The 12665-nt window shown below is 71.6% G+C and carries 10 protein-coding genes and 1 pseudogene; 10 read left to right on the top strand and 1 reads right to left on the bottom strand.

The features are described from left to right. Positions 1-15: 15 nt before the first annotated feature. The 3 genes and pseudogenes from IQ210_RS08920 to IQ210_RS08910 all read left to right on the top strand — a co-directional run. Entirely contained in the window at positions 16-204 is a 189-nt protein-coding gene (locus tag IQ210_RS08920) for a DUF4244 domain-containing protein (protein WP_079312743.1), read from the top strand. Next, positions 191-547: a TadE family type IV pilus minor pilin gene (locus IQ210_RS08915; RefSeq protein ID WP_194078347.1), complete on the top strand. Its 357-nt coding sequence runs from the start codon at positions 191-193 to the stop codon at positions 545-547. Before IQ210_RS08920 ends, IQ210_RS08915 begins: the two co-directional genes overlap by 14 nt. After that, positions 544-960 (top strand): annotated as a pseudogene (locus IQ210_RS08910) (Rv3654c family TadE-like protein); the annotation flags it as partial. The gene IQ210_RS08915 and the pseudogene IQ210_RS08910, both read left to right, overlap by 4 nt. Here the strand turns inward: IQ210_RS08910 and IQ210_RS08905 are convergent. After that, positions 911-3553 carry a DEAD/DEAH box helicase gene (locus IQ210_RS08905; RefSeq protein ID WP_228047411.1) on the bottom strand — a complete coding sequence of 881 codons (2643 nt, stop codon included), beginning with the start codon at positions 3551-3553 and terminating at the stop codon, positions 911-913. The pseudogene IQ210_RS08910 and the gene IQ210_RS08905 overlap by 50 nt on opposite strands. An 82-nt stretch (positions 3554-3635) precedes the next feature. Here IQ210_RS08905 and bldG point away from each other — a divergent pair, with 82 nt between their 5' ends. The 7 genes from bldG to IQ210_RS08870 all read left to right on the top strand — a co-directional run bounded on the left by bldG (position 3636) and on the right by IQ210_RS08870 (position 12563). Beyond that, positions 3636-3977 carry an anti-sigma factor antagonist BldG gene (gene bldG / locus IQ210_RS08900; protein ID WP_005475923.1) on the top strand — a complete coding sequence of 114 codons (342 nt, stop codon included), beginning with the start codon at positions 3636-3638 and terminating at the stop codon, positions 3975-3977. Positions 3978-4095: 118 nt separating this feature from the next. Then, positions 4096-4533: an ATP-binding protein gene (locus IQ210_RS08895; protein ID WP_194078346.1), complete on the top strand. Its 438-nt coding sequence runs from the start codon at positions 4096-4098 to the stop codon at positions 4531-4533. A 261-nt stretch (positions 4534-4794) separates the two neighbouring features. Beyond that, positions 4795-7197, top strand: coding sequence for a sodium-translocating pyrophosphatase (locus IQ210_RS08890; RefSeq protein ID WP_194078345.1), 2403 nt, complete (start codon positions 4795-4797; stop codon positions 7195-7197). A gap of 215 nt (positions 7198-7412) precedes the next feature. Then, complete coding sequence (locus IQ210_RS08885) at positions 7413-8015, top strand: small secreted protein (protein ID WP_194078344.1); 603 nt, start codon at positions 7413-7415, stop codon at positions 8013-8015. Positions 8016-8085: 70 nt separating this feature from the next. Continuing rightward, positions 8086-9603, top strand: coding sequence for a DUF7059 domain-containing protein (locus IQ210_RS08880; RefSeq protein ID WP_194078343.1), 1518 nt, complete (start codon positions 8086-8088; stop codon positions 9601-9603). A 224-nt stretch (positions 9604-9827) separates the two neighbouring features. After that, positions 9828-12221: a serine/threonine-protein kinase gene (locus IQ210_RS08875; protein ID WP_194078342.1), complete on the top strand. Its 2394-nt coding sequence runs from the start codon at positions 9828-9830 to the stop codon at positions 12219-12221. Between the two features lie 144 nt (positions 12222-12365). Further along, entirely contained in the window at positions 12366-12563 is a 198-nt protein-coding gene (locus IQ210_RS08870; RefSeq protein ID WP_194078341.1) for a hypothetical protein, read from the top strand. Positions 12564-12665: the final 102 nt, after the last annotated feature.

The following is a 12665-nucleotide window of genomic DNA, read 5'->3' as shown; positions in this document are numbered from 1 at the left end:
CTTACGGGGGTTGAGATGTGCAAGGTGGTACTCGCGCGGCTTCGGGCGGCGCGGAAGGACACGGGGATGGTCACCTCGGAGTACGCGATGGGCATCGTCGCGGCGGTGGCGTTCGCGGTCGTCCTCTACAAAGTGGTGACCAGCGGGGCCGTCAGCGCGGAGCTCCAGGGCATCGTGAAGCAGGCCCTCGATGCGCGGATGTGAACGGGCCCGCGCGGACCGGGGGTTCGTGACGGCGGAGTCGGCCGTGGTGCTGCCCGTGCTGGTGATGTTCGCCACGGCACTGGTGTGGGGGCTGCTCGTGGTGGCCGCCCAGATCCAGTGCGTGGACGCGGCTCGGACAGGGGCCCGGGCCGCGGCTCGGGAGGACCCGGCCGACGCGGTCGTCGAGGTGGCCCGTGGTGCGGCGCCGCGCGGGGCGAAGGTCACGGTCAGCCGGGAGGAGACGCAGGTCCGGGTGGTGGTCGTGGCCAAGCCGCCGGTGCTGCGCGGGTTGCCGTTCGAGGTGCGGGAGGAGGCCGTGGCCTCGGTGGAGGGCGGGCCATGAGCGGGCGCGGCGTGCGCCGACGGGGTGTCTGCTCCGACCGTGGCTCCGCACGCCGGCGGGGTGTCGGTTCCGACCGCGGCTCCGCCACCGTGTGGAGCGTCGGTGCGATCGCCGTGCTGTGCGTGGTGTTCGGGGTCGTGCTCGCCCTGGGGCAGGCCGTGGTGACCCGGCATCGTGCGGCGCGCGGCGCGGATCTGGCGGCGCTCGCGGCGGCGGACCACTGGGCGGAGGGCGGTACGGAGGCCTGCGCCCGGGCCGCTCGGGTGGCCCGGGCGCAGGGCACGCGGCTCGTGCGGTGCGCGCTGGTGGGTGAGGTCTCGGACGTGACGGCGGCGGCAGGGCGGGGGCCGTTCGCGGCGGAGGTCAGGGCCCGGGCGGGACCGGCGGAACAGCCGCTTCCGGCGCCGGTTCCTGGCGAACCGCTTCCGGAGCCGGCCCCTCCGCCGGCCCCTGGGGCTCCGATTCCGCAGCCGTCCTCTCCGCCGACGCCTGGGACTCCGCCTCCCTGACAGCCGCCTCCGCCAGTCCCTGGGCCCCCGCCTCCCCAGCCGCCCCCGCCGCTGGCGCCCCCCGCAACAACACCGTGAGCAACCGCACCGCCCCCCTCTTGTGCAGCGGGTCGTTGCCGTTGCCGCACTTGGGGGACTGGATGCAGGACGGGCAGCCGGCGTCGCACTCGCAGGAGGCGATGGCCTCGCGGGTGGCGGTGAGCCAGGCGCGGGCGGTGTGGAAGGCGCGCTCCGCGAAGCCCGCGCCGCCGGGGTGGCCGTCGTAGACGAAGACCGTGGGCAGCAGCGTGTCGGGGTGCAGGGGGATCGAGACGCCGCCGATGTCCCAGCGGTCGCAGGTCGCGAAGAGGGGGAGCAGGCCGATGGAGGCGTGTTCGGCGGCGTGCAGGGCGCCGCCGAGGATCTCGGGGTTGATGCGGGCCTCGTCCAACTGGTCCTCGGTGACGGTCCACCACACCGCGCGCGTGCGCAACGTACGAGGAGGGAGGTCGAGTTTCGTCTCGCCCAGGACTTCACCGGTGATGAGACGTCTGCGCAGGAAGGAGACGACCTGATTGGTGACCTCGACGGAGCCGTAGCACAACCGGCCCTGGCCCCAGGGGACTTCGACGTCCGTCTCCAGGACGGTGATGGCGGTGGTGTCGCGGGCCACGGTCGAGTACGGCGGGTTGGCCTCCTCCACCAGCGCCACCGAGTCCTCCAGGTCCAGGGACCGGACGAGATAGGTGCGGCCCTGGTGGAGGTGGACCGCGCCCTCGTGGACGGTCGTATGGGCCGCGCCCGCGTCGACCGTGCCGAGCAGACGGCCCGTGCCGGACTCGACGATCTGCACCGGGCGGCCGCCCCCGCCGCGGATGTCGGCGAGGTCGGCGGCGGACTCCCGGCGGGTCCAGTGCCAGGCCTTCGTGCGCCGGCGCAGCAGCTTCGCGGCCTCCAGCTGCGGGAGCAGGTCCTCACAGGCCGGGCCGAACAGGTCCATGTCCTCGTCCGTCAGCGGCAGTTCCGCCGCCGCCGCGCACAGGTGCGGGGCGAGGACGTAGGGGTTGTCGGGGTCGAGGACCGTCGTCTCCACGGGGCGGTCGAAGAGGGCCTCGGGGTGGTGGACGAGGAAGGTGTCCAGGGGGTCGTCGCGGGCGACCAGGACGGCCAGGGCGCCCTGGCCGGAGCGGCCCGCGCGGCCGGCCTGCTGCCACAAGGACGCGCGGGTGCCCGGGTAGCCGGCGATGACGACGGCGTCCAAGCCCGAGACGTCGATGCCGAGTTCCAGGGCCGTCGTCGCCGCCAGGCCCAGCAACTCGCCCGAATGGAGGGCCTGTTCCAGGGCGCGGCGTTCCTCGGGGAGGTAGCCGCCCCGGTACGCCGCCACTCGGCGGGCCAGCGAGCGGTCGACCTCAGCCAGGCGTTCCTGGGCGATGACCGAGATGAGCTCGGCGCCGCGCCGGGAGCGGACGAAGGCGACCGAGCGGACGCCCTGGACCGTCAGGTCGGTCAGGAGGTCGGCCGTCTCGGCGGTGGCCGTACGGCGGACCGGGGCGCCCTTCTCGCCCTGCATCTCGGTGAGCGGGGGCTCCCAGAGGGCGAAGACCAGCTCGCCGCGCGGGGAGGCGTCGTCGGCGACCTCGACGACCGGCAGGCCGGTGAGGCGGCGGGCGGCGACCGCGGGCTCGGCGGCGGTCGCGGAGGCCAGCAGGAAGACCGGGGAGGCGCCGTAGCGGGCGCAGAGGCGGCGCAGCCGGCGCAGGACCTGGGCGACGTGGGAGCCGAAGACACCGCGGTAGGTGTGGACCTCGTCGATGACGACGTACTTGAGCGCCTTCAGGAAGGAGGACCAGCGGGGGTGGGAGGGGAGGATGCCGCGGTGCAGCATGTCCGGGTTGGTCAGCACGTAGTTGGCGTACTGGCGGATCCACTCGCGTTCCTCGAACGGGGTGTCACCGTCGTAGACGGCTGGTCGAACTGAATTGCCCAGCGGTTGTGAAAGTTCCTTCACAGAACGGCACTGGTCCGCCGCGAGCGCCTTCGTCGGGGCGAGGTAGAGCGCGGTGGCGCCGCGGCCGTTCGGGGCCTCGGAGCCGTCCAGGAGGGCCGACAGGACGGGCGTGAGGTACGCCAGGGACTTGCCGGAGGCGGTGCCGGTGGCGACGACCACCGACTCGCCGTCCAGGGCGTGCTCCGCGGCGCGTGCCTGGTGGGCCCAGGGGTGCTCGATGCCCGCCGCCTGGACGGCCGCGAGGACCTCCGGGCGAATCCGGTCAGGCCAGACGGCATGGCGGCCCTCGCGCGGGGGCAAGTGCTCCGTATGAGTGATGCGCGAAGCACGGCTCGGCCCCGAGGCGAGCCTGCCCAGCACCGTGCCCGGGTCCACCCGGGATACGGCGTCCGTCGGGGATCGATCGGATCGGTGATTCTTGGCCATCGGCACCGAGTGTGTCACCGGCGTGACGGACAATGGGACCAAGGCGTCGTGCACGCCTGCCGGTAAGTGATTGAATGCCATCGCGGCTGGCGAACCGTCCTGGGGGCTTCAAGCCGAGGTGTCCCGCGGGACGACCGCTCGATAGCAAGGTGCTGGAGGATCCGTGGACCTGTCCCTGTCGACCCGTACCGTCGGCGATCGTACGGTCGTCGAGGTCGGTGGCGAAATCGACGTATATACCGCGCCCAAGCTGCGCGAGCAGCTGGTCGAGCTGGTGAACGACGGGAGTTTCCACCTCGTCGTCGACATGGAGGGCGTGGACTTCCTCGACTCCACCGGGCTCGGCGTGCTGGTCGGCGGCCTGAAGCGAGTGCGGGCCCATGAGGGCTCGCTGCGCCTGGTCTGCAACCAGGAGCGCATTCTGAAGATCTTCCGCATCACCGGTCTCACCAAGGTGTTCCCGATCCACACCTCGGTCGACGAAGCGGTGGCGGCGACCGACTGAACCACCGGTCCGGGCGCGGTGACCTGAACCGCGTCCGGCACGGCTGTAGTACCTGGGGGGTCCGGACATTCGGCGGTCCGGTCCCCCGACAGCACGCCCGTAGTTCCGAGGGGGATGCATGGCCACCGTTGAACTCCGCTTCAGCGCGCTGCCCGAGCACGTCCGGACCGCCCGCCTGGTGGCGGCGGCGGTGGCGCGCAGGTCCGGAGTGGACGAGGCCGTGCTCGACGAGGTCAGGCTCGCCGTCGGCGAGGCCTGCACCCGTGCCGTCGGACTGCATCAGAACAGTGGCATCACCGCTCCGGTGAAGGTGCTGCTGATCGAGGAGGAGAAGCAGTTCTCCATCGAGGTCGGCGACGAGGCGCCGCGTTCGGCCCCGGGTGACCGGGCGCCCGGCGCGGCGGCCGAGGACCCGGACGTGGAGACCGAGGAGGACGAGATGGGCCTCGCGGTCATCAGCGGCCTCGTCGACGACGTGGAGGTCACCGCGGGGGAGCACGGCGGGTCGATCCGTATGACCTGGCCGACCACTCCGCCGGCCGCAACGCTTCCCTGATCTTCATAGACCGTCATAAGAGCAGAACATCGAAGGGCCCCGCACCCGCGGGGCCCTTTGTATTTTCGGAATTCGTGAAATCATTCACGATCAGTCAATGCCTTTGGGGCATTAGCTCTTTCGGGTTCTGTGGCGTGACGTCGATCATTTGCTGAAGAGCATGTGAAGGCCAATTCCGTTTACCGCCCACTGTTTTGATCAGGTTCCGCTACCTACAATCCGTCCACATCTTGAGCTCAGCCCAAGCGTCAAGGAGGACGAATGGCGGGGCTTTCTACCCCTCAGTTGGACCATCCCACTTCTCTCGCAGCCGCGGTCCTGACGGACGACAACCGGATCATCGTCTGGGTGATCGCCGCCGTCGCGGTGGCCGCGCTCGTGGTCGCGGGTGTCCTGGTGCGCCAGGTGCTCGCGGCGGGCGAGGGAACCGACAGCATGAAAGAGATCGCATCGGCCGTGCAGGAAGGCGCCAACGCCTATCTGGCCCGGCAGTTGCGCACGCTCGGCGTATTCGCCGTGGTCGTGTTCTTCCTGCTCATGCTGCTGCCCGCGGACGACTGGAATCAGCGCGCCGGTCGATCCGTCTTCTTCTTGATCGGCGCGGCGTTCTCGGCGGCCACCGGTTATATCGGCATGTGGCTCGCCGTGCGCAGCAATGTGCGCGTTGCCGCGGCGGCACGGGAAGCGACCCCGGCGGAAGGTGAACCGGAAAAGGATCTCACCGCCGTCTCGCACAAGGCAATGAAGATCGCTTTCCGCACGGGCGGCGTAGTCGGCATGTTCACGGTGGGGCTCGGTCTGCTGGGCGCCTCCTGTGTCGTGCTGGTGTACGCGGCCGACGCGCCGAAGGTGCTCGAGGGCTTCGGCCTCGGGGCCGCCCTGATCGCCATGTTCATGCGTGTCGGCGGCGGCATCTTCACCAAGGCCGCCGACGTCGGCGCCGACCTGGTCGGCAAGGTCGAGCAGGGCATTCCGGAGGACGACCCGCGCAATGCCGCGACCATCGCCGACAACGTGGGCGACAACGTCGGCGACTGCGCCGGTATGGCGGCCGACCTCTTCGAGTCGTACGCCGTGACGCTGGTCGCCGCGCTGATCCTCGGCAAGGCGGCCTTCGGCGACTCCGGGCTCGCCTTCCCGCTGATCGTGCCCGCGATCGGCGTGCTGACCGCCATGATCGGCATCTTCGCGGTGGCGCCGCGCCGGTCCGACCGCAGTGGCATGTCCGCGATCAACCGGGGGTTCTTCATCTCCGCGGTGATCTCGCTCGTGCTGGTGGCCGTGGCCGTCTTCGCGTACCTGCCGTCGTCGTACGCCGATCTCGACGGCGTCACCGACGGGGCGATCGCCGACAAGGACGGCGACCCGCGCATCCTCGCGCTCGTCGCGGTCGCCATCGGCATCCTGCTCGCCGCCGTCATCCAGCAGCTGACCGGCTACTTCACCGAGACCAGCCGCCGTCCCGTCAGGGACATCGGCAAGACCTCGCTCACCGGCCCGGCCACCGTCGTCCTCGCCGGTATCTCCGTCGGTCTCGAATCGGCCGTCTACACCGCCCTGCTGATCGGCCTCGGCGTCTACGGGGCGTTCCTGCTCGGCGGTACGTCGATCATGCTGGCGCTGTTCGCGGTGGCACTGGCCGGCACCGGTCTGCTCACCACGGTCGGCGTGATCGTCGCCATGGACACCTTCGGGCCGGTCTCCGACAACGCCCAGGGCATCGCCGAGATGTCCGGGGACGTCGAGGGCGCGGGCGCGCAGGTGCTCACCAACCTGGACGCGGTCGGCAACACCACCAAGGCCATCACCAAGGGCATCGCCATCGCCACCGCCGTCCTGGCGGCGTCGGCGCTCTTCGGGTCGTACCGTGACGCGATCCTCACGGGCGCGCAGGACGTCGGGGAGAAGGTGTCCGGCGAGGGCGCCCCGATGAACCTGATGATGGACATCTCGCAGCCCAACAACCTCGTCGGCCTCATCGCGGGCGCCGCGGTCGTCTTCCTCTTCTCCGGGCTCGCCATCAACGCCGTGTCGCGGTCGGCGGGTTCCGTGGTCTACGAGGTGCGGCGGCAGTTCCGCGAGCGGCCCGGGATCATGGACTACAGCGAGAAGCCGGAGTACGGCAAGGTCGTCGACATCTGCACCCGGGATGCGCTCAGGGAACTGGCGACGCCCGGTCTGCTCGCGGTCATGGCGCCGATCTTCATCGGGTTCACGCTCGGTGTCGGCGCGCTCGGCGCGTATCTCGCGGGCGCGATCGGGGCGGGCACGCTCATGGCTGTGTTCCTCGCCAACTCCGGCGGTGCCTGGGACAACGCCAAGAAGCTCGTCGAGGACGGCCATCACGGCGGCAAGGGCAGCGAGGCCCACGCCGCGACCGTCATCGGCGACACGGTCGGCGACCCCTTCAAGGACACCGCCGGGCCCGCGATCAACCCGCTGCTGAAGGTGATGAACCTCGTCGCGCTGCTCATCGCGCCCGCGGTCATCAAGTTCAGCTACGGCGAGGACAAGAGCATCGGCGTCCGGATCGGGATCGCCCTGCTCTCGCTCGCCGTGATCGTCGGCGCGGTCTATGTCTCCAAGCGGCGCGGCATCGCCGTGGGGGACGAGGAGAGTGCCAAGAAGGTGGCCAGTTCGGCCGATCCCGCGGTGGTTTCGTAGGCGGTCTTACGACGGTGTCGTAGGCCCTCCTGCGGAGGCCCGGCTCACGGGGCGGGCGGGTGGCGCGTGTGGACGCGTCCCCGCCCGCTCTGTGCGTTCACGCCCCGTTCGTGAGCCTTCTCTCACTTGGTGCAAATGGCTCTAATGCGGATGTAACGGACAGCCTGTCTGTGGATGTCCTCCAGGTGCCGTGTATGTTCCGGGGCCGAGGAGCCATGGAAGGGACCAATCCGGTGAACAAGAAGCTCGCAGCCGCGCTGTCCGGCGGTGCGGTACTGGCGATGGCGCTGTCGGCATGCAGCAGCGGTGACGACAACAGCGAGAAGCTCGACGCCTGGGCCAAGCAGGTCTGTGACGCCGTACAGCCGCAGGCCAAGAAGATCGAGGCCGCGAACGCCGCGATCCAGAAGCAGACCTCGGACAACAGCAAGCCGGAGGACGTCCAGAAGACCGACGCACAGGCCTTCCAGGACATGTCCGACGCCTACAAGGCGATCGGCGCGGCCGTGCTGAAGGCCGGGGCGCCCGAGACCGGCGACAGCAAGAACAGCGAGAAGAAGCAGCAGGATGCGGTCAAGGAGCTCAACAGCCTGTCCGCCTCCTACGCCTCCCTCAAGAAGCAGGTCGACGACCTCGACACCAAGGACCAGGGCAAGTTCGCGGACGGCCTCAAGGACGTCGCGACCGAGCTCGACAAGCTGAGCACCAGCGGCAGCGACGCCCTCAAGAACCTCGAGGAGGGCGACGTCGGCAAGGCGATGGCCGAGCAGGAGAGCTGCAAGAGCGCGTCCGCCACACCGTCGGCGACGAACGGCTGACACCCGCCCCCGGCCGGCCCCGGCGCCGCAGGCACCGCCTGCGGCGCCGGTTTGCGTCCACAATGGGGTGGTGAGTGACTCCAGCCTTGCCCCCCTGCCCTCCGCCGACCGCCCCGACGTCGCCGCCGCCCTGCGTGACGCCCTCCTGGGCGCCTCCTTCACCGCCGACGGACTGCTCGAACTGCTCGGCGCCCCCGCGTACGCGGCGCTCGCCCGCAGCGAGACCGTGCCCGCGCTGCGGGCCACCCGTGGGGACGGCCCGCTGGAGGTGCTCGTACGGCTCTTCCTGCTCCAGCAACCCGTGCTCCACGCGCGCGTGGCGGACGTACTGCCCCTGGAGGCGTGTCTGGAGGCCGGGTGGCTGGTGCGGGTCGGCGCCGATGAGGTGGCCGCGACGGTGGACGTACGGCCGTACGGCGGGCCCGAGGGCGAGGACTGGTTCATCGTGTCCGACCTGGGGTGCGCCGTGGGCGGCGCCGGTGGCATCGGCAGCCGCGAGGAGGGCGTCGTCCTCGGCGTCGGCGGCGCCTCCACGACCCTCGCCGGCATCACCGTCCGCACCCCCGTCGGCTCCGCGCTCGACCTCGGCACCGGGTCCGGCATCCAGGCGCTGCACGCCGCACGGCACGCCACGCGCGTGACGGCGACCGACCTCAACCCGCGCGCCCTGCACATCACCGCGCTGACCCTGGCGCTGTCCGGCGCCCCCGCGGCCGATCTGCGGGAGGGCTCGCTCTTCGAGCCGGTGCGCGACGACGAGACGTACGACCTGATCGTCTCCAACCCGCCCTTCGTGATCTCGCCGGGCGCCCGGCTGACGTACCGGGACGGCGGGATGGGCGGGGACGATCTGTGCCGGTCGCTCGTTCAGGGTGCGGGCGACCGCCTGAACGAGGGCGGGTTCGCGCAGTTCCTCGCCAACTGGCAGCACGTGGAAGGGGAGGACTGGCAGGACAGGCTCAGGTCGTGGGTGCCGCGCGGGTGCGACGCGTGGATCGTCCAGCGCGAGGTGCAGGACGTCACGCAGTACGCCGAGCTGTGGCTCAGGGACGCCGGCGACCACCGCGGGGACCCGGCCGAGTACCAGGCGCTGTACGACGCCTGGCTGGACGAGTTCGAGGCGCGCAAGGTGAAGGCGGTCGGGTTCGGCTGGATCACCCTGCGGAAGACGGAGGCCGCCGTGCCCTCGGTCGTCGCCGAGGAGTGGCCGCACCCCGTCGAGCAGCCGCTCGGCGACACCGTCGCGGCGCACTTCGAGCGGCTCGACTATCTGCGGGCGCACGACGACGCGGCGCTGCTGGAAGGGCACTTCAAGCTCGCGCCGGAGATCGTGCAGGAACAGGTCGGGCTGCCCGGCGCCGAGGACCCGGAGCATGTGGTGCTGCGCCAGAACCGTGGCATGCGCCGCGCCACCAAGGTGGACACCGTCGGCGCGGGCTTCGCCGGCGTGTGCGACGGCTCGCTGAGCGCGGGGCGGATTCTGGACGCGATCGCGCAACTGGTGGGCGAGGACCCGGTGTTGCTGCGGGACCGTACGCCGGCGCAGATCCGGGTGCTGGTGGAGCAAGGGTTCCTGGAACCGGCCTGAGCCGACTGGGACCGGGGCGGCTGGGGGCCAGCCGACTGAGGTCGCGACCGCTGACGTCGGGGCGGCTGAGGTCGGGGCGTACCCCTGAGACGGGTGCGCCCGGTCTGGTCTGATTGGTGACGAAAAGGTCTCCTGTCAGTGGTGCGTGCGAGGCTACCTTCGAGGGGCAGGCCCGGCGCGTCCTCGGGGGAGGCGCACCCGCTCGGGCCTCGGGGGGAGGCGTGATGTCGGGGGAGACGCCGGATCACGGTGAAGGCAGGGTCGTGGGCGGCCGCTACCGGCTGCTGCGGACGCTCGGCGCGGGCGGCATGGGCCGGGTCTGGCTGGCGTACGACGACGAGTTGGCGTGCGAGGTCGCGCTGAAGGAGATCGCGCTTCCGGACGTGCCGATGGACGCGAGCGAGCCCGCGCAGCGCATCGCGCGGGCCCGCAGCGAGGCACGGCACGCGGCGCGGCTGCGCGGGCACCGCCATGTGGCGACGGTGCATGACGTGGTGGTGCACGAGGGGCTGCCGTGGATCGTCATGGAGTACGTGCCGGACGCGGTCGACCTCCAGGCGGTGGTGCGGAGTTCGGGTCCGCTGCCGCCCGTCCAGGCGGCCCGCGTCGGGCTCGCCGTGCTCGACGCGCTGACCGCGGGGCACCGGATCGGCATCCTCCACAGGGATGTGAAACCGGCCAACATCCTGCTGGGATCGGATGCTTCGGGCGACCCGTACGCGCGCGTGCTGCTCACCGACTACGGCATCGCCCTCCAACCCGAGTCCAGGGAACCCCGGCTCACCGCCACGGCGGGCATCCTCGGCACGCCCGGCTATCTCGCGCCGGAACGCGCGCGTGGGGAGCCGCCGACACCGGCCGCGGACCTGTTCTCGCTCGGCGCGACCCTGTACTGGGCCGTGGAGGGCCACGGCCCCTTCGACCGGCACGGCGAGTACGCGACCCTGACGGCCCTGCTCGGGGAGGAACCGACGGCACCGGTGCGGGCCGGTGAACTGACGCCCGTGCTCCAGGGGTTGCTGGTGAAGGACCCGGTGCGCAGGTCGTCGCCGGAGACGGTGGCGCGGGGGTTGGAGCGGGTGGTGCGGGGGGCTTCGCCGGGGTGGGACACGGCGACGGGCGGGGCCGGCCTTGGTGCGGGTGCGGGTGCGGGTGCGGGTGTCGGCGCCGGGGCGGGGGCCGGGTTCGGTGTGACGCCGGGATTCGGGCCGCCGGACGGTGGGTTCGGGGCGGGCGAGGGGGCGGGCGGGCAGCCGGTCGGCTCCGGTGCCGCTCCGGGAGGCGGGGTGATGGACGGACCGCCGCCGGGGTACGTCGCGAGTACGTCGCCGGGGTGGGGTGGTGGCGGTGGTGCGGGGCCGGGGACGCCGGGTACGCCGCAGACGCCGGGTACTCCGCAGACACCTGGAACGCCACAGACGCCGGGCACGCCGGGCGGGCCCGTCACGCCGGGTGCCCCTCAGCCGTCCTCACCGTCGCCTGAACCAGGCAATCCTTACGCGCAAGGGCCCTATGCGAGCGGCGGCGTCGCGCCCTACGGCCCGTATGCGGGAGGCGGTGGCCCGGCACCGTACGGGAACAGCCCGACGCCGCCCTACGCGGGCAGCCCCGCCGTCGCCGCTGGCCCCACCCAGCCCTACCTCGGCGGCACTTCCGGTGGCGGCTGGGCCACGGGCGGACCGGGGGCGCCCGGAGCGGGCCCGCCCGGTCCGCCGTCCCGGGACAAGAAGCGGCTCGCGCTGATCGCGCTCGTCGTGGCCGCCGTCCTCGTCGTCGCCGGTGGCACCTGGCTGGCCGTCTCGCTGACCAAGGACAGCGGCGGGGGCACGAACACCCCGGCGGTCAAGCCGCCCACCTCCGGCGTCCCCAAGAGCTCCCCGCCGCCGACCGGACCCGTGCTGCCGTACGGGGATGTCGTCGGCCTCAGCGAGCCGTTGGAGACCGGCGACTGTGTGCAGGCAGTCTGGTCGGGGACGCCGTTCAAGTCGGAGCCGAACCTCGGTGTGGTGGACTGCGCCGAGGACTGGCCGGACGGACAGGTCGTCGCCGTCGACACGGCCACCGACTACGCCGACGCGCGCGCGGAGGGCGGCCGGCGCTGCGCGAACCAGACGCGCGCGGTCGTCGACGCCCTTCCGGACGCGGCGCTCTACGCCGTCGTACCGACGAAGGCGGGGTTCACCGCGGCGAACAGCGGTACGGCATGTCTCGTACTCGGCCGCCATGCGGCGATAGGCGGTGAGGTCGGCCGCCTCCGGGACGAGGGCACGCGGCTGTGGGTCGGTCAGATGAGCACCGGCGACTGCTGGATCTACGAGGAGCAGGACGACGGCTACAACGCCCCGCTCACCGACTGCGTGAAACCCCACACCGACCAGGTCATAGGCGTGGTTCAGGCGCCCGAGGAAATGACCTACGAGAAAGCCACCGACAACGCGACGAAGCTGTGCGGCAACAAATTCGAGTCGACCTGGGCGCCGGGATCGGAGCGCACCGTCTACGGCTGGGTCGCCGACGAGGAGGACTGGAACAAGGGGTTCAAGAAGGCCGTGTGCACGGTGAGCCGGACCGACGGCGAGAAGACGACCGGAAAGATACCCGCGCCCGGTTCGGTCTGAGCCCGGCCGGGACCGCTCGCCCCCGGGGAGTCCACAGCCGGGTCGGTCCCGCGTTCACCTCGGGTTCGCCTGGCCGCCGCCCGCGCGTGTCAACCTCCATGCCCGAGGGCACGCGCGGTCGGGAGAAAAGGGGCAGGGGGAGCCATGGAGAGCGGACCGGCGATCTTCGCGGGGACGGTGTTCGCGCTGTTCGGGGCCGGGCTGCTGGCGTGGACCGCGGTCCGCGTACGGCACGGGGAACCGGTGGCGCACGGTGTGAGCCCGGTCGCATCGGCGATGATCGCGAGCAGTGCCGCGGTGATCGCCCTCGTCGCCGGCGCATGGTGCTTCACCCGGCTGTGATGACCATGAAAAGGCCGAGGTCCCGGTAATTGGGAGGGGGTCCTCCACTAAGGCTCGAAATGGCCGGTGGGTACTCCGGGCGGCAGGAATGGCGGTAGTCGG

The organism is Streptomyces justiciae (assembly GCF_015163075.1).
GTDB lineage: Bacteria > Actinomycetota > Actinomycetes > Streptomycetales > Streptomycetaceae > Streptomyces > Streptomyces justiciae.
This window is presented reverse-complemented; position numbering and strand designations above follow the sequence as displayed.

Excerpts from the sequence above, each read along its gene's own strand:
- IQ210_RS08920 (WP_079312743.1), top strand. The coding sequence starts at position 16 with ATGTGCAAGGTGGTACTCGCGCGGCTTCGGGCGGCGCGGAAGGACACG.
- IQ210_RS08915 (WP_194078347.1), top strand. The coding sequence starts at position 191 with ATGCGCGGATGTGAACGGGCCCGCGCGGACCGGGGGTTCGTGACGGCG.
- IQ210_RS08905 (WP_228047411.1), bottom strand. The coding sequence starts at position 3,553 with ATGGCATTCAATCACTTACCGGCAGGCGTGCACGACGCCTTGGTCCCA.
- IQ210_RS08895 (WP_194078346.1), top strand. The coding sequence starts at position 4,096 with ATGGCCACCGTTGAACTCCGCTTCAGCGCGCTGCCCGAGCACGTCCGG.
- IQ210_RS08890 (WP_194078345.1), top strand. The coding sequence starts at position 4,795 with ATGGCGGGGCTTTCTACCCCTCAGTTGGACCATCCCACTTCTCTCGCA.
- IQ210_RS08885 (WP_194078344.1), top strand. The coding sequence starts at position 7,413 with ATGGAAGGGACCAATCCGGTGAACAAGAAGCTCGCAGCCGCGCTGTCC.
- IQ210_RS08875 (WP_194078342.1), top strand. The coding sequence starts at position 9,828 with ATGTCGGGGGAGACGCCGGATCACGGTGAAGGCAGGGTCGTGGGCGGC.
- IQ210_RS08870 (WP_194078341.1), top strand. The coding sequence starts at position 12,366 with ATGGAGAGCGGACCGGCGATCTTCGCGGGGACGGTGTTCGCGCTGTTC.